We start from the raw sequence: 21,959 nt of genomic DNA, 5'->3' as shown, positions 1-21,959 counted from the left end.
CTTGTCATCGTGCCGAGCTCGCCCGCTCAGCGGGCGATGCGGAACGTGCGCACCTCGAACGGTGTGAGCGAGAATTCGGTGCCCGTTCGGGCATCCGGAATCTCGTCTTCGATGAGTGAAACCTCGCGGATGCCGTTGTGCGCAAAGCCCACATTGAGCGCTCCCGTGGCGCGGCGACCGCGCGACTCGTAGACACGCACGACAACGTCGCCCGAGCGGTCATCAGCGAGCTTGACGCTCGAGACGACGATGCCGTCGCCCGAGGCTGAAGCTGAGCCGGTGACGCAGACAAGTGGCGCCACGTCGTTCGCGCCGGTGACGAGCGTTGCCGGCGCATTCAGCTCGATGCCCGCAGCCGTCGCGCTCTCGGGTGTCGCGCCGATCACGAGGCCCGTCGTGATCACGTGTGTTCCGTGGTCGGTGGCGGGGTCGGGAAAACGGGGTGCGCGCAGCAGTGAGAGCCGCACGGTCGTGGAGACTCCGGCATCCGTCGAATCTCTCGTTGTGTCGTAGCCGTAGATCGAATCGTTTACGAGGGCGACGCCGAAATCGGGTTCGCGCACAAGCACGAAGCGGTGCATTGACGTCTCGAACTTCGCCGCTTCCCAGCTCGTGTTCACGTGGGTCGGGCGCGCCTGAAAGCCAAACTGCGTCTCGGCCTCTGTGTTCGCAGCCTGCACGTCGAGCGGGAATGCAAGTTTGAGCAGCTTCTCTGTTTCGTTCCAGTCGATCTCGGTGCGCAGCATCACCGTGCGCGAGCGGGGTGCGAGCGAGATCGTCTGGCGCAGAGAGGATGCCGAGAAGCGGCGCTCGAGCGTGATCTCGGCGGTGCCGTCGACCACCTTCCCCGCGAGCGAGTCAGTGTCGCGCAGCTCGGCGACGCGGTTGCGGTAGAAGCTGTCGATGTCCCAGGCATCCCATTTGTTGGGAAAGTCCTGGTGCAGCTGAATGAGATTGGCGGCCTGACCCGGCGCGATCGCGTCGCGGCCGCTCCTCGCGTCGATGGCCGAGGTGACGAGGCCCTCCGTCGAGATCGTCACAGTGACCAGCTCGTTCTGGAGCACGAATCCGCCGTCGCGTTCGGTGAGAGAGACGAAGGGGCCGGATGCCGCGGCGGGCGCCGCCCCGAGGGAAGCTGCGCCAAGTGGAACGGGCCCCGAGATCGACGTCGGGCTGAACACCAGCTTGCGATCGCCGTCTCCGGCAAGCGTGTGTCGCGCGGCATGCGAGATGGCCTGCGCATCGGCGACGATCGCGGCAAACGTGGCCGCAGCCTCGCGGTGTACCCAGGCGATGGATGTGCCGGGCAGAATGTCGTGAAACTGCTGCAGCAGAAGAAGCTTCCACAGGCGATCCAGCTCGTCGTACGGGTAGGCAGCACCGTCGCGCACGGCTGCCGTCGCTGCCCACAGCTCGGCCTCGATGAGCGCCTGCTCTGCACGGCGATTGCCTGCCTTTGTCGCGTGCTGGCTCGTGAGGGTGCCGCGGTGCAGCTCGAGGTAGAGCTCGCCGACCCAGACCGCTGGGTCTGTGAGCTCGGCCTTCGCCGCGTCGAAGAACTCGTCCGGATGCCGCCACTGCACGCGCGCGCTTCCCTCGAGGTTCGCCAGCCGCCGTGCCGTTCCGGTCATCTCGCGCGTCGTGCCCCCGCCGCCGTCGCCCCAGCCGACTGGCGCGATGGATTGCGTTGCCACGCGGCTCTCGGTGAACTGCCGCGACGATCTCGCGACCTCTGCCCCCGAGAGCTCCGAACTGTAGGTGTCCATCGGCGGAAAGTGGGTGAACATGCGCGACCCGTCGATGCCCTCCCAGAGGAAAGAGTGATGGGGAAAGACGTTGCGCTGGTTCCACGAGATCTTCTGCGTGAAGAACCACTCGAACCCGGCGCGGCGCATGAGCTGCGGCAGCGCGGGGGAGTACCCGAAGCTGTCGGGAAGCCACACGCCCTTCGAGCGGATGCCGAACTCGGTCTCGAAGAAGCGCTGGCCGTACGCGAACTGGCGCGCGATCGATTCGCCGGTCGGCATGACGGTGTCAGACTCGACCCACATGCCGCCGAGAGGGAGGAAGCGGCCCTTCGCGACAGCATCCGTCACTCGCTCATAGACCTCGGGGCGATGCTGCTTGATCCACTCGTACTGCTGGGCGCTCGACATGCCGTATAGAAAATCGGGGTCGCTGTCGATGAGCTCGGTCATCGACGACGTGGTGCGGGACACCTTGCGGATCGTCTCGCGCACGGGCCACAGCCAGGCGGAGTCGATGTGCGCGTGCCCGATGGCTGCGATGCGGTGACTGCTCGCCTCGGCGGGTGAATCGAGAACGTCGCGCAGCTCGGCGCGCGCATCGGATGCCGTCTCGACGATGTTCTGCAGATCGAGCCGGTCAAGCGCGTTGTCGAGCGCCTGCAGAATGCGCAGGCGGCGTGGCCCGGTTGGCGGGAGCTGGGCCTGCAGGTCGAGCAGCACCGCCAGATCGAGCGAGAGCTCGAACACCTCGGGCTCGAACACGGCGAGCTCCATGCGCCGCGTGCGGTACAGCGGCTCGGGCGACGACGTCTCGATGTCGCCTTGCTGCGTCGGCAAGAAGGGGTGGTCGTCGAGAAGAACGGGGTTGGATGCTGCTTCGAGGTACAGCTCGATCGGCTCGCCGCCAGCGGCAGCATCCGAAATGGGAACCCACTGGTTGCGCGGGTTGATGCTCTTCACGGGCGTGCCGTCTGCACGATAGACGAGCGCCTCGCACTGGAACCCCGTCATGGTGATGTCGAAGCCGAGGTCGATGCGTGCCTCGACGCGGCGGGCGCTCCAGGCGTCGGGCACCTCGCCCGTGAGCCTAAACCAGGTAGTTCCCCACGCCGGGCCCCACGACGTGCCGACCTCGAACGGCGCGAAGTCGAGCGCAAGCCCATCGGCGACCGCAATCGGCTCGCCGGGCAGCGTGTGAGCACCAACGGTCAGAGGCGTCGACGCCGAGTAGATCGCCGGTCTGACGCGCTCAGTCAAGACACGCGTGCCGCGCCCGACGGTGAGTGACGTTTCATCGTGCATGTCGAATGCGCCTGTATGTCACGTGCGGCTGTGCGTCAGCGGACCAGCCGCACCTCGAGCAGCTCCTCGCCGAGAAACGGCTGCACCTGCTGCGCGCCGTCTCGCGTGAGGCCATTGCGCTTGTAGAAGGCGTGCGCGCGGGGGTTGTCGTCGGCGACCCACAGGTAGCCGGCGCGGTCTGCGCATGCGGCGTCAAAAAGCTGCTGGCCGATGCCCGTGCCGTGGAACGCCGCGAGCAGGTAGAGGTAGTAGAGCTCACGATCGCGCGGAGCATCCTCGTCGCGGGCAGGGCCCGAGCCGACAAAGCCGACGATCTCGCCGTCGACGAGCGCGACGTACTGGTGGTACTCGTCGCCCTGCTTCGTCCAGTGGGTCCAGAGCTCGGCGAGGCGCAAGGGGGAAACGCGCTCGAGCGCGGCAGTGCTGATCAGGTGGTCGTACGTCTCGTGCCAGCACTTCGCGTGCACGCGGCCGAGTGATTCGGCATCGACGTCGCGCGCGGGGCGAACGACGATGTCGACGGTAGGAGCGACAGCATCCGTGGTGTCCATATCGAGAAGGTACCCCGAGATCGCGCCGCGTCATAATCGAGCGGATGCCCGCGGGTGCCGCCGTCACCGCCCGGTTTGGTGCGAGAATGAGCCAATGCCCGGTACCGTGCGAATTCTGCGCCTTTCGGATGCCGACGAGCTCTCTCGTCTTGTCACAGCGAACGGCGATTTCCTCGCCCCGTGGCAGCCTCATCGTTCGTCGTCGTACCCGACTCCCGAGGGGCAGCGCCTCGAGATCGAGAGGGCCATCGGCGCGTTTGACAGCGGGACGGGAGTGCCGTTCGCCATTCTGGGCGGGGCGGGCGAGATCGTGGGCCGCATCACTCTGGCCGGCATCGTGCGCGGCGCTTTTCTCTCGGCGAGCATCGGCTACTGGGTCGCCGAGACTGCGAATGGGCGTGGGCTGGCGACGGATGCTGTGGGGGCGACCGTGCGGTACGCGTTCGACGAGTTGGGGCTGCACCGCGTTGAGGCGGCGACGCTCGTTCACAATGCTGCGTCGCAGCGGGTGCTCGAGAAGGCGGGGTTCACCCGGTATGGGCGTGCCCCGGAGTATCTGCGCATTGCGGGCATGTGGCAGGACCACGTGCTGTTTCAGCGCCTTGCTGGGTCACCTGCCTGACTGGCGCCCTCCCTCCTTGCTGTGCCCCGCACAGCCCGCGCAAAACGTGTGCCACTTTGTGCTGCTCAATATCAAAGAAGCAGCACAAAGTGGCACACGTGTATGAGGCGTCAGTGCCCGTTGGGCACAGGGCCGGTCAGCGCTGTACTAGCGCGACGAAACGCGGCGGTGCGTGCGCTCTCCGCCACCACGCGATGCCGACGACTCGGACGACGAGGTGCTGTAGACGCTCGGCGCACCGGCGCTGCGACCCTGACCCGACCGGGACTGACCGGAGCGACCGCCGGAGCGGCTCTGGCCGGCACCGGCCTTAGCGGCGGCGGGCCGACCGGAGCGGTCACGACGCGGTGCATCGTTGCGCTCACCGCGTGCAGAACTGCGCTGGCCAGAACTGCGCTGACCAGAACTGCGCTGGCCAGCATCCTGACCGCCACGGTTTGCACGCTTGCGACGAGCGTTGGCGCCCTGCGATGTTCCGCCGCCCTGCTGCTGAACCGGCTTCGCGACCGGCTTGACGTACGCAGCCTCTTCGCCGACGAGCTTGACGACGACGGGCGACTCGGCGGTCACGGCCTCGGGCGTCACGGTGATGGCTGCCTTGCGCAGAATCTTCTTCAGGTCATCGCGCTGCACCGGAAGGCACACCGTTGCGACGGTTCCCGCGCTGCCGGCACGCGCCGTGCGGCCCGAGCGGTGCAGGTACGCCTTGTGCTCGACGGGCGGGTCGACGTGAACGACAAGCTCGACGTTGTCGACGTGCACTCCACGCGCTGCAACGTCGGTGGCGACGAGCACGCGGGCGCTGCCGTCGCTGAACGCTGCGAGGTTGCGGTCGCGCTGCGGCTGCGACAGGTTGCCGTGCAGGTCGACGGAAGGAATTCCGGATGCTGTCAGCTGCCGCGCCAGCTTCTTTGCATGGTGCTTGGTGCGGGTGAAGAGAATGCGGCGGCCGCGCCCCGACGCGAGCTTCTCGACGAGTGACTTCTTGGCGTCGGCGTCGGCGACGAAGAACACGTGGTGTGTCATCGCTTCGACGGGGCTCGTTTCGTCGTCGACCGAGTGCGTGACGGGGTTGTGAAGGAAGCGCTTGACGATCTTGTCAACGCCGTTGTCGAGCGTTGCCGAGAACAGCATCCGCTGGCCGTTTTCCGGTGTCGCGTTGAGAATGCGCGTGACGACGGGAAGAAAGCCGAGGTCGGCCATGTGGTCTGCCTCGTCGAGCACGGTGACCTCGATGGCGTCGAGGCGCACGTGACCCTGGTTCATGAGGTCTTCGAGGCGCCCGGGGCAGGCGACGATGATGTCGACGCCTGCATTCAGCGCCTCAACCTGGCGACGCTGGTTGATGCCGCCGTAGATGGTTGTGGTCTTCATGCCGTATGCCGCGGCGAGCGGCGCGAGAACGGCGTCGATCTGCGTGGCGAGCTCACGCGTCGGGGCGAGCACAAGCCCGAGGGGGCGGCCGGGGCGGCGCTTGCCTCCGGCGAGCTCTGTGCCGAGACGCGCAACCATCGGAATGGAGAAGGCGAGCGTCTTGCCGCTGCCTGTACGGCCGCGGCCGAGCACGTCGCGCCCGCCGAGCGTGTCGGGAAGCGTGTCGATCTGAATGGGAAACGCTTCCGACTTGCCGTCCTTCGCGAGGACGCTAACAAGGGGAGCGGGCACGCCGAGCGCGCCGAATGTGTTGTCTGACATGGTGCCTTTCAGGCATCGAGATCCGCACTTCACAGAGGGCGGAAGAGTGGCGAAGGCACGGGATCGCGCATTCGTTCGCCGTATGAAAGTCATCGACCCGTTTCCGGGGAGAGGGAGCGTTCTACGACGCAAGGGGCATAACGCTGCCCGCAAGTGTGTCAACTATAACTCATGGATGCTGAGTGTCAGGCTCGTGCTGCAATTCAGGGTCGAATGCCCAACTCGGAGCCATGTCGCGCAGCCGCGAGCCGCGCCACTGCCACATCACCCACAGCGGGTACCAGTATGCCCCGGCGGAGGTCCCGTGAAAGCTCAGCCTGTCGCGAAACAGGGTGCGGCCCGGGTCGTCGGCTGTTGGTGAGACCGCCATACGGTGGTTCCATCCGCGCAGAGCACTCAGCGGCCCCGTCAGCGGGGAACCTGTATCGCGAAGAATCTTCACGCCGGGGTGGCTCGTCTCGTCGTAATCGAGTTCGATGAGCTGGCGTCCGAGGGGAACGAGCCCGGCGAGCGTGAGCGGAATCTCGTCTGCGGTGTTCTGCCAAAGCGTTCCGCTCCCGGCGCGTGCGGCGTTGACGTTGAGGAAGGGAGCGTACAGCTCGCGCATGACAGACGGTGATCTGAGGGCGCGCCACGCGGCAGACGGATCGGTGTCGAGCACGAGTTTCAGCTGCACGTACATGTCTTCAGTCTGCACCGTGTCGCCTGCATCAGGTAGAAATAGCACATGGCTATCAGGTACTGGCTCGGCGTGGTGCAGCGCGACCACGTGCGCGACGCCGTGCGCCTGGGCATCGGGCAGCTGAACCACGGCAGCCGCGAGGCGATCAGCAGGCTGAACGAGGCAGATGGACTCGTCTATTACTCGCCGAGGGAGACACTCGATGGCGAGCCGCTGCGGGCCTTCACAGCCATCGGTCGCGTCGCCGACGATGACGTGTACTCGGCAGATCGGCGTGCCGATGCATCCGCTCGCCAGTGGCGTCGCCGCATCGATTGGTACCGCCCGGCGATCGAAGCGCCGATTCGGCCCCTCAAGCCGCACCTCGATCTCACGCGGTCGAGTCGCAACTGGGGAATGAAGCTGCGGTCGGGCCTTGTCGAGCTCAGCCGCCACGATTGGGACGCCATTCGCGCCGCGATGCGCATGCCGGCCCCCGAAGATCGTCACCCCCACGACCGCGTCATCGGCGATGTGGTGTCCCGACCGCGCGAGGGCCCCACCTGGTACTGACCGGTCTCCGCCGTCATGCGGTGAAACACTCCGCGCTCTGCGTCAGCGACCCGCCTATTCTGGGGGCGTGAGCACAGCAGACAATCAGCAGGGCCGGTATGAGGTGCGTTTCGAGTGGGGGACAGCGGGATTGTCGGCCGTCGCCGACGGAGCGGGCGTCATCATCGTGGTGCAGGGCATCGCCGGCGCCCGCCAGACGTCAGCGGTCGTCGAGGCGCATGGGCGCGAGCGCGCTGACACGGCCATCGTGGATGCTGCCCTCGCCTCTGGCGCCTGCGTCTTGGCCGCCTCGCTGGGCAACCGAACGGCCGTGGCGACGTACGTGCTTCAGCATCAGGTCGACCGCGGCGAACGCGTGCGCGTTGCGATCGTTGCCGAGACTGATCCGGATGCCGTCGGCTCAGGGTTCGCCGTCGACGCACTGTTCGCGGCAGGCGCCGTCATCGATGCGCTCGCCGCCGTCGGCATCGACTACGCGTCTCCCGAAGCAGCGGCCGCGTGTGCAGCGTTCACGGGGCTTGAACGCGCGATCGGGCATCTGTACACGGCGTCGACAGCCGGTCAACGGCTCATCGCAGAGGGCAGACGCGACGCGGTCGTCGCGGCAGGAAAGATCGATGCGAGCAAGCGTGTTCCCGTGCTCGGCGACGACGGCTACTGGGTGGCCAGCTGAGAATCGGCGAGGGCCGCGCTCTTCGCCCGCTGCCTGGCACGATGCTGACGCACCTTGTGCCGATTTCCACAGCGCTGCATCGAGCACCAGCGTCGCGTTCCAGCGCGAGACGTGTCGAAGTAGAGAAGGCCGCAGTCATCGGCATCACAGGCGCGAATCGTTCCGTTGCGCTCGCCGCTGAACACGGCGACGGCATCGCGCGCAATCGTCGAGAGTGCCTGCGCTGCGCGGGGCAGCGTGCGACCGGCCTGGCGTGAGCCGCCATCGAGCCTCGGCGGCAGGTCGGGCGTGGCCGCGTACAGGTTGATCATGTCGATGTCGCGTCGCAGCGGCTGCTTATTCGCGGCGACGGCGAGGGTGACGTGAGCGATCGCCTCGCGCAGCGTGTGCGCGTCGCGCAGATCGCGGTCGGCGGATGCTGCCACGGCATTCCGATCCGCCAGCCAGTCGTCGAGGTCTGCGGTGTTCACCAGCTGCTCCCAGCTGGCCGCGTGCCCATCGCCGGTGTCGCCCATGGGCCCGGTATATGCGAAATCGAGGCACAGCGCGCCGCTGTCAAACCACCAGCGGGTTCCCTCGCGAGACTCGAGCCATTGCCCGGTCTCCGATCGTCTTTCCCCCGAAATCACGCATTCACTCTAGCCGGTCGTCATCGCGAACGAGCGGGCCGCGGTCAACGCGAGTAGGCCCGGCAGCCGGTGCCGAGCCTTCCATCGCTACGCCCGGTGAGCGGCTACGGCGCTCCACGACACCGGAGGGAGACGAAGAGCCAGGACCCCGTCGACCAGTTCTGCCCCGTGAAGCGGCTTCAGACCGACGCGCTCCTGATCATCGATCGTGTTCTTCGCGTACACGTCGTCATCGTGAAGCGTTGCCGCCTCCGCGAGAGATGTGACCTGAAACTCAGTGAGGTCGATTGTCAGATCAACTGGTTCGGTCAGGCTGCGGTTCACGAGGAAGACAGAGACCGAGTCGTCGTCGTGGGTCATCACGGAATCGATGAGAGGTGCCTCCCCGTGGACGGCGGTCGCATACGTGGGTGCATCGATGCGTGGAACAATCACGGTGCCGCGCGCGAGCCTGCTTGTCGCTGAGAACGGGAAGAACGTCGTCTGCCGCCAGGCATCACCGCCAGGCTCGGTTCTGATCGGAGCAATCACATTGACGAGCTGGGCCAATGATGCCGACCTCACTCGAGCGTGATTCTTCAGCAGCGTGATCAGCAGGCCACCGAGCACCACAGCGTCGGCGACGGAATACGTGTCTTCGAGCTGACGGGGCGCAACCTGCCATTCATCGTTGACTTCATCTGACGCGCGGTGCTCGTCGAGATACCAGATGTTCCATTCGTCAAACGACAGCTGAATCTGCTTCGAGCTGCGGAGTTTTCGGCCGACGTGATCCGCCGTCGCGACGACTGTATCGATGAAGTACTGCATGTCGAGCGATGAGGCGAGGTACGAGCCGAGGTCGCCGCCTCGCTCCTGGTAGTACGCGTGACACGAGATGAAATCGACGTGCTCGTATGTGTGCTCGAGGACCGTGCGCTCCCAGTCGCCGAACGTCGGCATTCCCGAGCCAGAAGATCCGCACACGACCAGCTCAAGATCATTGTCTGCCGCCTTCATCGCCTGGGCCGTTCGCGCGGCGAGGGTGCCGTAATCCTCGGCGCTTCGGTAGCCGGTCTGCCAGGGGCCGTCCATCTCGTTCCCGAGGCACCACATCCGGATGCCGTGAGGCTCTGTTGTGCCGTTCGCGATGCGCTGGTCGCTCAGCGCCGTTCCCGACGGATGGTTGCAGTACTCGAGCAGGTCGAGGGCCTCTTCAATCCCACGCGTGCCGAGGTTGGCGGCCATCATGAGCTCGGAGTCCGTCAGGGCAAGCCAACGAGCGAACTCGTCGACTCCCACCTGGTTCGTCTCGAGCGAGTGCCACGCGAGATCGCGGCGCACTGGTCGCTTGTCTCGAGGGCCGACGCTGTCTTCCCAGCGGAACCCCGAGACAAAGTTGCCGCCCGGATAGCGGACAGTCGTCGTTCCCAGTTCCTTGACCAGATCGACGACATCGAGACGGAAGCCGTCTGCATTCGCTGTCGAGTGCTCGGGCTCGTAGATTCCGGTGTAGACGCATCGGCCCAGGTGCTCGACGAATGTGCCGAAGATGCGCCGATCCACTGACGCTACAGCGTCATCGCGGCGGGCGAGGATGGTTGCTCTGGTCATAAAAAAACCTTTGACTGTGAATGCGAACAGACGGGGTGTCTCAACTAGCGAATTCTCACCCCTTGACAGCGCCGAGCGCCAAGCCTGATTGCCAGTATCTTTGCAGACTGAGGAAGGCGATGATCAGCGGAATGATCGTGAGCAAGGATGCCGTGAGCACCAGGTTTTGGATGAGGATGCCGTTCCCTGCGGACGAGCCCATCTTGTTCCACTGATCGATGCCGATTGTGAGCGGATACCAGTTGGGATCCTTCAGCATGATGAGCGGCAGGAAGTAGTTGTTCCAGATCGACACAAACGAGAAGAGAAGGACGGTGATTGCCGCGGGAGTGAGCATCGGCAGGGCGATCTGGGCGAATGTGCGGAACTCACCCGCTCCATCGATCTTCGCCGCTTCGAGAAGCCCGGTTGGCACCGCCTGAGCAGAGAACACCCACATCAGGTACAGCCCGAACGGGTTGATGAACGAGGGAATGAGGATCGCCCACGGCGTGTTTGTCAGCCCAAGGTTCGCGAAAAGTAGGAACTGCGGAATCGCCAAGGCGATGCCGGGAACAGAGATTGAGCCCAGAACGATGAGCAGGAAGACCTTCTTGCCCGTGAATCGCAGCTTCGCCAGCGCGTATCCGCCCAGCGCAGCCAGTGCCGTCGACACAGTGGCGCCGACGCCGACGTAGAGGAGCGTGTTCAGGAGCCACCGCGAGAAGATTCCGTCTTGGAACGTGAAGACGTCAACGATGTTCTGCCACAGAGAGAACTGCGAGCCGAAGCTGAGGCCGAACGACGATATGAAGTCGGCCTGCGATTTCGTCGCGTTGATCAGCAGCCAGACCAGCGGCAGCAGGCAGTAGACGGTGAAGAGCCCCGTCACAAACGTGAGCGTCGCGTTCTTCTTCGGATTCGCCACGGTGTAGAGCTGGCGCGGCTTCGCGGCTGCGGCATCCGCCACCCTGTCTCTTTTCGATGTGCGTTCGGACCGTGGTGCATCTGGGGTCTTCAGCGTGTTCATTCGAGTGCGTCCTTCATTCCTCTGATCTGCACGACGTAGGCGATGGCGATCGTGATCGCAGCCATGACCAGCGCGAGCGCAGCGGCATAGCCTTGCTGAGAGCCCGTGAACGCCAGGTTGTAGGCGTAGAGGTTGGGCGTGTAGTAGGTAGTGATTCCGCTGTTTGACACCATCGATGACAGGATCTGCGGTTCGTTGAACATCTGAAACGTTCCGATGATCGAGAAGATGATCGTCACGACAAGTGAACCGCGCAAGGCGGGAAGCTTGATCATTTTCACGACCTGAAACTCTGTGGCGCCGTCGATCGCCGCCGCCTCATAGAGCTCGTGCGGAACCGCTTTGAGCGCGGAGTAGAAGATGAGCATGTTGTAGCCGGTGAACGCCCACGTGATCATGATTCCGATGGAGATCATCGTGGTGTCCGGTCTGAACGGGTCGATCGATGTTCCCACTGCCTCATTGAGATTTCCGATGAGACCGTACTTCGTGCCCATCATGAAGCCCCACATCAGTGTCGACACGATGGCCGGAACGGCGTACGGCAGAAATACCGAGATGCGCATGAATTTGGTGCCGTGAAGCCGTTTGGAATCGAGGGCCATCGCCAGTGACATGGCGACGATCAGCATGACGGGCACCTGAATCGCTGTGAAGACCATGACCCGGATGACGCCGTTCCAGAACTTCGCGTCGCCGAAAAGTTGGATGTAGTTGCTGAGCCCGACGAATACCTGGCCGCCGATCAGTTTGTCCTGAAACAGGCTGAGATACGCGGCGAAGCCAATGGGAATGATGAACACGAGAGCGAACAGCACGGCAAACGGTGCGATGAACAAGAGACCGGTTTGACGGTGTCGGCGACGCTGTGGCGGCACCGGGCGCGCATTTTTCAGCCCGTGCGGAGCTGAAGTTCGAACGGTGGCACTCATCGAGAGCGACCTGCCTTTCGATCGGGCGCGTGCTGTGCCGCTCGAGGCGCGCGGCACAGCACACGGGTCATTTGACGGTGAAGCCCTGCTCGTTGCCGTAGTCGGTCATCTGCGTCTTCCACTCGTCGAGAATCTCGGCAAGTGAACCGTTCCCCGTGGAGTAGTAATCGGCCGAGATGTCTCCGTATGCCGTGCGCGCCCACTCGAAGAACGGCGGGTACTGCCATCCGGTTGCGACGTTCTCTGATGCCTGCGCCAGCACGGCGTTGTAGGTTTGGTCGCCGAAGTATTCGTTTGTCTGGTTGCGGAACTCGTCGCTCTCGAGAATCTTGGTATTGGGGACGAAAGCGCCCTCGTCAACGCGCGTCTGAACGCCGTCGCCATGCGTGAAGTACTCGAGGAACAGGAAGGCAGCTTCCTTGTTCTGTGACGCCTCAGGAATGCCCATCGCGCTGCCTCCGTTCTCTGCGCCGACCTGCGGACCTTCTTCCCACTGCGGAAGCGGGGCGACACGGAAGTCCCCTGCGGCATCCGGGGCACGTTCGGGAAGCGTCGACGTCAGCCAGCCTCCCGTGATCTGCGTGGCTAGCGTTCCGTCGTTGAGCGCACGGTTCCATTCGTCAGACCAACCGGCAATCTCGGTATTGATGAGGCCTTCGTCGAGAAGCTTCTGCCAGTACTCGACTGCCTGCGTGGTTTCGGCACCCTCGAAGTCAATCGACACGTTCGTGCCATCGACGTCGAACGGACGTCCGCCCGCCTGCCAGATGAGAGAGAGCAGCATGAAGATGTCGGCGGAGTCGTTGGTGATGTAGTACTCGTCACCGAGCGCGTGGATTTTCTTCGCAGCCTCGTAGAACTCGTCCCACGTCGTCGGCGCCTCCGTCACGCCGGCCTTCTCGAACGTCGCCTGGTTGTAGAACATCGCGGCTGGGCCGTAATCTGACGGCAGCGCGTAGACGCCGCCGTCGATGCTGACGTTATTCCACGCGGCAGGAACGTAGTCGTCTTTGAAGCCTGCGGCCTGCTCGCTGAGGTCGGTCAGCTTTCCGGGGATCGCGAAGTACGGGATCGAGAAGTACTCGAACATCACGATGTCGGGCACTCCTGAACCCGCCTGGATGGCGTTGTCCAGCGCCTTGTATTCGTCGTACGAGGAACCAGCGTTGACCACATCAACTGTGATGTTCGGGTGCTCCTCCTGAAAGCCTTCGACTGCTGCCTCGACGGTTCCATCCCAGCTCCAGACGGTGAGCTTCACATCATCTGTGCTCGCCTGCCCGGATGTGCCGCTGCAGGCTGTCAGCGTCAGGGAGAGGGCAAGCAACGACGCTGCTGCAACCCTCATACGGCCATTCATAGGTACTCCTTTGTATTGACTCTGCCCGTGGACGCGGTGACGTCCGCTAGCGAACGGCGAGGGCGCACAATTGCGCCCCTTCGGTGCTCTTCAGCATCCTTCACAGCGAAAGTATTTCGTAAATGTTTCTAGTTGTGAATTTATCCATGCTCCCGACAAATGTCAAGGGCGCGGGGGAGTCGACAAGCGTGGCGCCGCTGCGTTTGACGGCGTCGAACATGACGGATGCTCGCGCGTTATCGCTGACGAACCCCGGAACCGCGGAAGCGCGCGGATGTGAACGTGCGCATGCGGAACCCGCCGGATCAGCTGCCTGGCTTTCCCGTCGTGTCACGGATGACGAGCGAGGTGGCAAGCTGAATCTGCGACGACGCGGGGCTGCCGCCTCGGGAGAGGCTCAGCAGGGTCTCGACGGCCATAGCGCCCATGCCCGTGAGGGGCTGGTGCACCGTTGTGAGCTTCGGGCTGAGCTGCCGGGCCTGGGGAACGTCGTCGAACCCGATGATCGACACCTGGCCGGGAATCTCGAGCGACCGCTCGCGTGCGGCCTGCACGACGCCGAGAGCGATGTCGTCGTTGGCGCAGACGAAGCCGGTTGGCCGTGTCGGAAGGGCCAGCAGCGACCGTGCGCGCTCGAGCCCGCTCTCGAAAGAGAAGTCATCGGCGCTAACGTAGCGATCGTCGATCGAGAGGTCTGCCTGTTGCATGGCCGACACGAATCCAAGTCGTCGTTCGATGGACGGAGCCGAATCAGGAACTCCGCCAAGCCACGCGATCCTGCGGTGGCCGAGCTCAATGAGGTGATCCGTTGCGGTGCGCCCACCCATCCAGTTTGTCGCGCTGATGGAGACGAAGTTTGAATCGCTCGTGCCGATGGGGTCAATCGTGACGATGGGAACCTGAGCGCGGCGGATCGCGTGAACGAGTTCTGCAGACAGCGACGTGGTCAAGACGACGACGCCGAGCGCTCCCGAGATCTGGCGAACCCATGAACTGGCGCTCTCTGCGTCGCTGACCCGTGCTGCATCGTTGAGAGAGCGCACAACAAGGTCGATGTGGAAGCCGGAAGCCGCGTTCACCATTCCGCTGAGGATCGTTGACGAGTAGGGGGTGGCAAAATTCTCTGCCGAGCAGACGATGTACTGCCGGCGCGCCGTGGCATCGTCCGTCGATCGCTCGTACTTCGATGAGGCAAGTGCCTCGATCACTCTCTCCCGTGTCTCAGCGGAGACGCCCGGGCGGTCATTGAGCACCTTCGAGACAGTGGCGACGGACGTTCCCGCGGCGCGCGCAACGGTCTGCAGTGTCGGTCGGGCTTGGGCCACGGCGTTTCCAATCGAGAAATTTTTTCTATCGTAGCGCGAGCGATGATCTGCACCCAGAGGATCGCCGCGTGGTTCGCGCAGGACGATGACAGCGATTTTTGCCCCTTGGGGAGTGATTGATGTTCTGCTACTGTCTCGAACTATGGAGAAGAGTGCAACGAAACACTTTCACGAAAATGTATCAGGCACAGCCTCACTGCGCGTGGGCATGGTTGGCTACGCGTTCATGGGAGCCGCTCACTCACACGCATGGCGCACGGCACCGCGCTTCTTCGATCTGCCCCTGAAGCCAGAGCTCACGGCGATCTGCGGCCGCAATCGGGAGGCAGCCACCGAAGCTGCTGCGCGGATGGGGTGGGACTCGGTCGAGACAGACTGGCGCGAACTGATTGCCCGAGACGACATCGACCTCATTGACATCTGCACGCCGGGCAACACGCACCGCGAAATCGCGCTCGCCGCGCTGGCTGCGGGCAAACACGTGCTGTGCGAGAAGCCGCTTGCGAACACGGTCGACGAGGCGAACGAGATGGCAGAGGCTGCCGTGCGCGCTGCTGAGCAGGGCGTGCTCGCGATGTGCGGGTTCAGCTATCGGCGCACGCCCGCGCTGAGCCTCGCGCGCCGATTTGTCGAAGAGGGACGGCTCGGCAGCATCCGTCATGTTCGTGCCCAGTACCTGCAGGACTGGCTGAGTGACGAGAACGCGCCGCTCACGTGGCGGCTTGACCGCGAGAAGGCCGGAAGCGGCGCCCTCGGCGACATCGGCGCTCACAGCATCGACCTGGCGCAGTGGATCACCGGGCAGAGCATCGAGGGCGTGTCTGCGCTGACACATACGTTCGTGGGCGAACGCCCCGTCGGCGGCGACTTCGTCGGGCTCGGCGGCCACGGTGCCGCGGCGAATGCAGAGAAGGGTTCCGTGACAGTGGATGACGCGGCGATCTTCAGCGCACGGTTCTCGGGCGGCGCTCTCGGCGTCTTCGAGGCGACGCGTTTCGCGCTCGGCCGCAAGAACGCGATGCGAATCGAGGTAAACGGCAGCCTCGGATCCATCTCATTTGATTTCGAAGAGTCAAACATTTTGAACTACTACGACGGAAGAGACGACGCCGAGGCAATCGGCTTCCGGCGCATCATCGCGACCGAACCCGAGCACCCGTACGTCGGACGCTGGTGGCCCACCGGTCATGGGCTCGGCTACGAGCACAATTTCACCCACCAGGTTGTCGACCTGGTGAACAACATCGCCGAGGGCAGTCAGCCGCGACCGTCATTCTCGGATGCCGCGCAGGTGCAGCAGGTTCTGGATGCTGTCGAGCACAGTGCAGCGCACGACTCGAGATGGCAGTCGGCGTGAGAACCACCAGCGCGAAAAACGTCAGAAGAGAAGGAGTCGAGCAATGACGCGACCGATCACCTTGTTTACGGGCCAGTGGGCAGACCTTCCGTTTGAGGAGGTCGCTCGCCTTGCTGGCGAGTGGGGGTACGACGGACTGGAGATCGCCTCGTGGGGCGACCACCTCGATGTGCGCCGTGCAGCCACCGACCCCGAGTACGTGCGCGAGCGCACGCAGATTCTCGAGCGCAATGGATTGAGTGTGTTCGCGATAGCGAACCATCTCGTCGGGCAGGCCGTGTGCGACGACCCGATCGACGAGCGCCACGAAGACATTCTGCCTCCGCACGTGTGGGGAGACGGAGACCCCGAGGGTGTGCGTCAGCGCGCCGCGGAAGAGATGAAAGACACGGCACGGGCTGCTGCGGCGCTCGGCGTCGACGTGGTGACCGGCTTCAGCGGATCGGCGATCTGGAAGACCGTCGCCGGGTTTCCGCCCGTGCCCGACGGCATGATCGAGGCGGGCTACCGAGACTTCGCCGAACGGGGGAGCCCGATTCTCGACGTGTTCGACGAGGTCGGAGTGCGATTTGCCCTTGAGGTTCACCCCTCAGAGATCGCGTACGACTACTGGACGGCGAAGCGCGCCCTCGAGGCGATTGGCGATCGGGACGCGTTCGGCTTCAACTTCGACCCCAGCCACTTCGTCTGGCAGCAGGTCGACCCGGTGACGTTCCTTCTCGACTTTGCGCCGAAGATCTATCACGTGCACTGCAAGGAGTCCGTTGTGCAGCTCACGGGCGGTCGCAACGGCAGACTCGGCTCCCACCTGCCCTGGGGAGATCCTCGACGCGGGTGGGACTTCGTCTCGACGGGCCACGGCGATGTTCCCTGGGGTCCGATCTTTCGGGCGCTCAACTCCATCGGATACCACGGGCCGACAAGCGTCGAATGGGAAGACGCCGGCATGGACCGGCTCGTCGGCGGCCCCGAAGCTCTCGCCTTCGTGCGCACTCTGGCGCAGATCACGCCACCGGATGCTGCATTCGACGCGGCGTTCTCGCAGACGAAATAGCTCCCAGAAGACAACGCATTCATAGATATACAGGGAAGTAGATACAAGGACAATGAGCAGTAACCGCAGGCAGGCACTCATCGTGCGCGGAGGATGGGACGGGCACCAGCCCGTCGAGACGACGAACAGCGTGATTCCATTTTTGGAGCAGAACGGCTTCGATGTGCGCGTCGAAGAATCGACGGCTGTCTACACAGAGAGCGACTATCTCTCGACCGTCGATCTCATCGTGCAGACGAACACCATGAACACCATCGCCGACGATGAGCTGCGCGGACTGATCAGGGCGGTTCGCGCGGGCACCGGGCTCGGCGGGTGGCACGGCGGCATCGCCGATTCGTACCGCAACAGCGCTGACTATCTGCACATGGTCGGAGGGCAGTTCGCCCACCACGCCGCGAAGGCTCCGAAGGATCAGCTCGCAGGGGAACAGGCAGACAATTACGTCACGCACACGGTGAACATCGTTTCCGAGCGCTCCGATCACCCCATCGTCGCCGGGCTCGACGACTTCGAGCTCACGACCGAGCAGTACTGGGTGCTCTCTGACAGTTACAACGATGTGCTTGCCACGACGACCGTTGCCGCACGTGACTTCGATGCCTGGTCGGCGCCGGTGACGACGCCGACCGTGTGGACGCGTCAGTGGGGAGCAGGGCGCATCTTCGTCTGCACGGCAGGGCACCGCCTTGAGGTTCTCGACAACCCGAACGTTCGCACGATCGTCGAGAGGGGGCTCCTGTGGGCAGCACGGTGAACATTGGCATCATCGGCGTCGGCAACATCAGCGCGCAGTACTTCGCCGAGCTTCCGAAGCACGCGGGCGTCTCGATCGTCGCTGTCGCCGACGTCGACCAGAACCGGGCGGATTCTGTTGCAGCTGAGCGCGGCGTCAGGGCGCTCAGCGTTGACGCGCTGCTCGCCGACTCCGGCGTCGACCTCGTGCTCAACCTCACGATCCCTGCCGCGCACGCCGAGATCGCGCTGCGCGCACTCGAATCGGGAAAGCATGTGTATGGCGAGAAGCCGCTCGCGCTCACTCCGGCCGAGGCGGCGCCCGTTCTCGAGTTCGCTCGCGACACGGGCCTGCGCGTCGGATGCGCCCCCGATACCGTGCTCGGCACCGGAGTGCAGACGGCGCGGCACGCGCTCGACGCCGGCCGCATCGGGGCGCCGGTTGCGGCATCCGTTCACTGGAGCGCACCGGGACACGAACGCTGGCACCCGGCCCCCGGCTTCTACTACCAGCCGGGCGGCGGTCCGCTGTTCGACATGGGCCCGTACTACCTCACGAGTCTCGTGACGCTGTTCGGTGCGGTGACGCGAGTGTCGGGAACCGTGACGCGCTCCGATCGAGAGCGCACCGTGTCGCAAGGCCCGCTTGCCGGGCAGCCGCTGCCTGTTGCCGTCGACACGCATATCACCGCTCTGCTCGAGCATGCCTCCGGTGTCACCGCGACAGTGACCATGAGCTTTGAGGTGTGGGCAACGCGGGCGCCGCTGTTCGAGGTATACGGAACGGCGGGCACGATCGTCGTTCCCGACCCCAACAACTTTTCGCACGTCGGCGAGGTGTGGACGCAAGACACCGCCGAGTGGATGCCGCTTGACGACGCCGCGGGTTTCCGCGACGGCGGGCGTGGCATCGGCATCGTCGACCTCGCGGAGGCGCTCGACGAGGACAGACCTCATCGCGCGTCGGGCGACATGGCCTTTCATGTTCTCGAGATCATGGACGCGATTCTGCGTGCAGGCGATGAGCACCGGGTCATCGACATCACCAGCACAGTCGAGCGGCCGGAGGCAGTGCCGCTGCGCTGAACGGACGGGGTCAGCCCCGAGGCACCGTTAAGCGAAGATTGTCGGCGATGGGCCGAAGCAACGTCGTGAGTTCAGCTCGTTTGTCGGCCGGAACATCGTCGACGACCAGGCGTCTGATCTCGGCCATGTGCGTCGCGGCAGCAGAGAGAAACGCGCGACGTAGCAGTTGGCGCCGCGCCGCTCTCTGGTGACGAAGCCCTGCTCGTCCAACCGAGTGACGGTGCGACAGTCGCGAGTATGACCCCGACGTGATGACGCTGAGATCGGCCATGGTGCTGTGTTCTCCGGCGCCCGATGCAGCGTCAGCAGCACCGCGTAGTCGTAGCGGCCCAGCCCAAGGAGGAGCTGGAGGCCCTGCCGTCGACGTCGCAGCCGTCCGTCAACAGGTCGTCGCAGATAGAGAGCGTCGAGAGCAGGCTGAGTGAGATCGAGAGCACCCTCGGCGGCTGAGAAGCTCCAGGCCTCACCCTCCTGCCGGTGGCAGTGGTCATCGCCGGGGCCTGGATAGCCGTCGCCGGGCTCATCACGGGCGCTCAGTGGGCCCTGGACGTGGACGGGAGCATGTGGCTCGGTATCGGGCGCTGGCTCGTGGTCGGCGTGGGCCTCGCCGGTGCCGGCTACGCCCTCTTCTCGTCCGTCCGCTGCGTCGCCGGTCTGGTGGAGGCATGGAAGGGCTGCGGGTTGCCGAAGTGGCCCCGGTGGCAGAGGTCGCCACCAGGCATGCTCCAGATCGACAATGTCACGTCCCGGCCGTTGTGACCTTGATGGTCATCTCGTCCACGTTTGGCATGTGCTTTCTAACCGATGCCTCGGCGTCCTCCGCGAGGCGGTCTGCGTCGGCGAGGCTCGTCGCCGTGGTGCGCACGACGGCGTCGCCGTAAAGGCGGTGGCCCACCCAGCGCATCCTCACGCGCTCGACCGACTCGACCTCGGCCAGGTGCTCCAGGGCGTGTTCGGCTCGGTCGACGAGCTCAGGCTCGATGCCGTCCATCAACCGTCGGCCGACTGAGCGAACCGTGCCGACGAGCAGCACTGCGATCATGGCGGAGATGAGCAAGCCAACGATCGGATCGGCCAGCGGGAAGCCCAAGAGGACGCCGATGCCGCCGACAACGACGGCAAGTGAGGTGAACCCGTCAGTTCGGGCGTGGATGCCATCGGCGACTAGAGCCGCCGAGCCGATTTTCCTCCCGACACGAATCCTATAGACGGCGACGGCCTCGTTACCGAGAAAGCCGACGACGCCGGCAGCGATCACCCAGCCGACGTTCTCCATCGCACGCGGATGAATCATGCGGTCGATCGCCTCCCACGCTGCGATCACAGCAGACAGCGCGATCATGAGGACGATGAAGAGGCCGGCGAGGTCCTCGGCTCGGTTGAAGCCGTACGTGTACTTCCGCGTCGCAACGCGCCGCGAGAGGACGAACGCGATCCACAATGGCACCGCGGTCAGGGCGTCGGACAGGTTGTGGATCGTGTCCGCCAACAACGCGACCGACCCCGAGAAAGCGACAATCACCGCTTGCACCACGGTGGTCGCGAGCATGACCACGAGGCTAATCTTCAGCGCCCGGATCCCCTCGGAATGCGCCTCCATCGCGTCGTCGATCGAGTCGGCCGCGTCGTGCGAGTGCGGGACGAAGATCCCGTAGAGAAAGCCCTTGAACCCTGTCGGGTGTGAGTGGCCGTGCTCGCCGTGGTTGTGGGAGTGCCCATGACCGTGTTCGTGGGACTGCGCCGCATGCTCGTGATCGGCGTCGATCTGATGGGGGTGGTCGTGGGCGCTCATGCTTCTTCTCGGTCCTTGTGGTGGTGCGCCGGGACCTGCCCATTGGCGACGGAATGCTCAGCCTGGAAGATCGCGTCCGATACCAGTTGAGAGGCGTGCTCGTTCGCCAGCCGGTAGTACACGCGCTGCCCGTCTTGTCGAGTCGTGACGATCCGTGCCATGCGCAGTCTTGCTAGATGCTGCGACACCGCCGCCGGGGACTTATCCACGATCTCAGCGAGACGGTGCACCGGCAGCTCCTCGCTACCCCGTAGCGCCAAAATGATCCGCACCCGCGTCGCGTCTGCGAGAAGGCCGAACACCTCAACGGCGAGTTCCACATACTGACTATCGGGATCCAATCCGCATAACTGCGTATCTGCGTTCATGCGCATATTATTGCATAAGGAGGATGAATGTGCCGTTAGATTCGTGGCGGGACCAGCCGCCAGTGCTACAACCCCGACATGAGGTACGAGTCGCCGTTGTATCTTGCGGAGCAGGCGGCCTCGCTCGACCTGCTTTCGGGTGGACGCGTACGTCTGGGGATCGGCAGAGGGTCGCCCGAGATTGCTGATGGTGGTTATCGCCACTTCGGTAACGTCCCCGCACGGGGAACAGGACCAGGTCAGATGGGCCGAGACAATGCGCTGCGGATGCTCGCCGCACTTCGCGGGGCTGGAGTCGCTGCGCCCAATCCCGAGCAGAGCATCAGCGACGATCTGCTGCCGATCATGCCTCAGTCACCAACTCTGCATGAGCGCATCCTGTGGGGAGCGGGCAATCGCGATACCGCCATGTGGGCTGCCGAACACGGGCTGGGGCTGACGAGCTCTACGGTCGTCATTGACGACACAGCGGTGTCGTTCACCGGGCTGCAACGCCAGCAGATTGACAGCTTTCATGACGACTGGCGTCAGCACGGGTGGTCATGGCAACCGAGAGTGACCGTTGCTCGCGGCATCGAATCGCGGTCAGTGAGGGAGGTGACCGGTACGGAGAAGAATGTCGAAATCAGCGGTGAAGCGCTCGGCGTCGACTCTGCGGTTGGGCATCATCTTAATATCGCGGGTCTCGCTGGAGTGCACCTTCACCCGGGTGAAGAGTCCGGGCGTGTAGCTGATGCCGGTGATTGAGCGTGCGCTGGCTTCTCTTTTGACTCGCACTCCCTTGGGCCCGCCGGTGACCTTTGCGACAAGAAGCCGACGCACCGTCGCGATCATGACGAGCGGATAGCGCCCCGCGACGCCCGGAAGTGCGAGCAGAACCTCTTCGGCATCATC

22 protein-coding genes are annotated in these 21,959 nt (G+C 64.4%); 9 read left to right on the top strand and 13 right to left on the bottom strand.

Features of this window, described 5'->3' with window-relative positions; all coding sequences use genetic code 11:
* Positions 1-26: 26 nt before the first annotated feature.
* The gene (locus tag HCR84_RS12820; protein ID WP_166980434.1) at positions 27-3,050 is read right to left on the bottom strand and encodes an alpha-mannosidase; all 3,024 of its coding nucleotides are present in this window, start codon (positions 3,048-3,050) and stop codon (positions 27-29) included.
* Positions 3,051-3,085: 35 nt separating this feature from the next.
* Positions 3,086-3,601 (bottom strand): GNAT family N-acetyltransferase, encoded by a 516-nt coding sequence (locus HCR84_RS12815; protein WP_166980436.1) that lies wholly within the window; start codon positions 3,599-3,601, stop codon positions 3,086-3,088.
* A gap of 94 nt (positions 3,602-3,695) precedes the next feature.
* On the opposite strand from HCR84_RS12815, the gene HCR84_RS12810 reads away from it, so the two are divergent.
* Entirely contained in the window at positions 3,696-4,223 is a 528-nt protein-coding gene (locus tag HCR84_RS12810; protein WP_166980438.1) for a GNAT family N-acetyltransferase, read from the top strand.
* A gap of 147 nt (positions 4,224-4,370) precedes the next feature.
* On the opposite strand, the gene HCR84_RS12805 is transcribed toward HCR84_RS12810, so the two are convergent.
* Both HCR84_RS12805 and HCR84_RS12800 read right to left on the bottom strand, forming a co-directional pair.
* Entirely contained in the window at positions 4,371-5,918 is a 1,548-nt protein-coding gene (locus tag HCR84_RS12805) for a DEAD/DEAH box helicase (RefSeq protein WP_166980440.1), read from the bottom strand.
* A 169-nt stretch (positions 5,919-6,087) separates the two neighbouring features.
* A complete protein-coding gene (locus HCR84_RS12800; RefSeq protein ID WP_166980442.1) occupies positions 6,088-6,600 on the bottom strand; it encodes a hypothetical protein in 513 nt (170 codons plus the stop codon).
* Positions 6,601-6,645: 45 nt separating this feature from the next.
* On the opposite strand from HCR84_RS12800, the gene HCR84_RS12795 reads away from it, so the two are divergent.
* Together HCR84_RS12795 and HCR84_RS12790 are read left to right on the top strand one after the other, a co-directional pair.
* Positions 6,646-7,152, top strand: a complete 507-nt coding sequence (locus tag HCR84_RS12795; protein WP_166980444.1) for an EVE domain-containing protein — start codon at positions 6,646-6,648, stop codon at positions 7,150-7,152.
* Positions 7,153-7,219: 67 nt separating this feature from the next.
* Positions 7,220-7,825 (top strand): 2-phosphosulfolactate phosphatase, encoded by a 606-nt coding sequence (locus HCR84_RS12790; protein WP_244972480.1) that lies wholly within the window; start codon positions 7,220-7,222, stop codon positions 7,823-7,825.
* On the opposite strand, the gene HCR84_RS12785 is transcribed toward HCR84_RS12790, so the two are convergent.
* The 6 genes from HCR84_RS12785 to HCR84_RS12760 form a co-directional block, all read right to left on the bottom strand.
* A complete protein-coding gene (locus tag HCR84_RS12785; RefSeq protein WP_235940679.1) occupies positions 7,807-8,454 on the bottom strand; it encodes a CGNR zinc finger domain-containing protein in 648 nt (215 codons plus the stop codon). The genes HCR84_RS12790 and HCR84_RS12785 overlap by 19 nt on opposite strands.
* Positions 8,455-8,541: 87 nt before the next feature.
* Positions 8,542-10,047, bottom strand: coding sequence for an arabinosylfuranosidase ArfA (arfA, locus tag HCR84_RS12780; protein ID WP_166980448.1), 1,506 nt, complete (start codon positions 10,045-10,047; stop codon positions 8,542-8,544).
* 55 nt (positions 10,048-10,102) lie between these two features.
* Entirely contained in the window at positions 10,103-11,056 is a 954-nt protein-coding gene (locus HCR84_RS12775; RefSeq protein ID WP_166980450.1) for a carbohydrate ABC transporter permease, read from the bottom strand.
* A complete protein-coding gene (locus HCR84_RS12770; RefSeq protein ID WP_338040097.1) occupies positions 11,053-11,895 on the bottom strand; it encodes a carbohydrate ABC transporter permease in 843 nt (280 codons plus the stop codon). Before HCR84_RS12770 ends, HCR84_RS12775 begins: the two co-directional genes overlap by 4 nt.
* Before the next feature lie 160 nt (positions 11,896-12,055).
* Positions 12,056-13,348, bottom strand: coding sequence for an ABC transporter substrate-binding protein (locus HCR84_RS12765; protein ID WP_166980454.1), 1,293 nt, complete (start codon positions 13,346-13,348; stop codon positions 12,056-12,058).
* Positions 13,349-13,653: 305 nt separating this feature from the next.
* The gene (locus HCR84_RS12760) at positions 13,654-14,673 is read right to left on the bottom strand and encodes a LacI family DNA-binding transcriptional regulator (protein ID WP_166980456.1); all 1,020 of its coding nucleotides are present in this window, start codon (positions 14,671-14,673) and stop codon (positions 13,654-13,656) included.
* Positions 14,674-14,815: 142 nt separating this feature from the next.
* Between HCR84_RS12760 and HCR84_RS12755 the strand changes: the two genes are divergently transcribed.
* The 4 genes from HCR84_RS12755 to HCR84_RS12740 are packed head-to-tail and all read left to right on the top strand — an operon-like array spanning position 14,816 to position 18,905.
* Positions 14,816-16,030 carry a Gfo/Idh/MocA family protein gene (locus HCR84_RS12755; RefSeq protein ID WP_166980458.1) on the top strand — a complete coding sequence of 405 codons (1,215 nt, stop codon included), beginning with the start codon at positions 14,816-14,818 and terminating at the stop codon, positions 16,028-16,030.
* Between the two features lie 43 nt (positions 16,031-16,073).
* On the top strand, positions 16,074-17,084 hold the full coding sequence (locus tag HCR84_RS12750) for a sugar phosphate isomerase/epimerase family protein (RefSeq protein ID WP_166980460.1): 1,011 nt from the start codon (positions 16,074-16,076) through the stop codon (positions 17,082-17,084).
* Positions 17,085-17,136: 52 nt separating this feature from the next.
* On the top strand, positions 17,137-17,841 hold the full coding sequence (locus tag HCR84_RS12745; protein WP_166980462.1) for a ThuA domain-containing protein: 705 nt from the start codon (positions 17,137-17,139) through the stop codon (positions 17,839-17,841).
* On the top strand, positions 17,826-18,905 hold the full coding sequence (locus HCR84_RS12740) for a Gfo/Idh/MocA family protein (protein ID WP_166980464.1): 1,080 nt from the start codon (positions 17,826-17,828) through the stop codon (positions 18,903-18,905). The genes HCR84_RS12745 and HCR84_RS12740 overlap by 16 nt, the downstream gene beginning before the upstream one ends.
* Positions 18,906-18,915: 10 nt before the next feature.
* On the opposite strand, the gene HCR84_RS12735 is transcribed toward HCR84_RS12740, so the two are convergent.
* Positions 18,916-19,176 (bottom strand): hypothetical protein, encoded by a 261-nt coding sequence (locus HCR84_RS12735; protein ID WP_166980466.1) that lies wholly within the window; start codon positions 19,174-19,176, stop codon positions 18,916-18,918.
* A 206-nt stretch (positions 19,177-19,382) separates the two neighbouring features.
* Between HCR84_RS12735 and HCR84_RS12730 the strand changes: the two genes are divergently transcribed.
* Positions 19,383-19,664 (top strand): hypothetical protein, encoded by a 282-nt coding sequence (locus HCR84_RS12730; protein ID WP_235940678.1) that lies wholly within the window; start codon positions 19,383-19,385, stop codon positions 19,662-19,664.
* On the opposite strand, the gene HCR84_RS12725 is transcribed toward HCR84_RS12730, so the two are convergent.
* On the bottom strand, positions 19,645-20,697 hold the full coding sequence (locus HCR84_RS12725) for a cation diffusion facilitator family transporter (RefSeq protein WP_166980468.1): 1,053 nt from the start codon (positions 20,695-20,697) through the stop codon (positions 19,645-19,647). The genes HCR84_RS12730 and HCR84_RS12725 overlap by 20 nt on opposite strands.
* Positions 20,694-21,065: an ArsR/SmtB family transcription factor gene (locus HCR84_RS12720; protein WP_166980470.1), complete on the bottom strand. Its 372-nt coding sequence runs from the start codon at positions 21,063-21,065 to the stop codon at positions 20,694-20,696. Before HCR84_RS12720 ends, HCR84_RS12725 begins: the two co-directional genes overlap by 4 nt.
* A gap of 78 nt (positions 21,066-21,143) precedes the next feature.
* On the opposite strand from HCR84_RS12720, the gene HCR84_RS12715 reads away from it, so the two are divergent.
* Positions 21,144-21,812 carry an LLM class flavin-dependent oxidoreductase gene (locus HCR84_RS12715; RefSeq protein ID WP_166980472.1) on the top strand — a complete coding sequence of 223 codons (669 nt, stop codon included), beginning with the start codon at positions 21,144-21,146 and terminating at the stop codon, positions 21,810-21,812.
* Positions 21,813-21,959: the final 147 nt, after the last annotated feature.

Source organism: Paramicrobacterium fandaimingii (assembly GCF_011751745.2).
Classification (GTDB): domain Bacteria; phylum Actinomycetota; class Actinomycetes; order Actinomycetales; family Microbacteriaceae; genus Paramicrobacterium; species Paramicrobacterium fandaimingii.
Note: the sequence above shows the minus strand (reverse complement) of the source record. Positions and strands in the feature narration are given on the sequence as shown.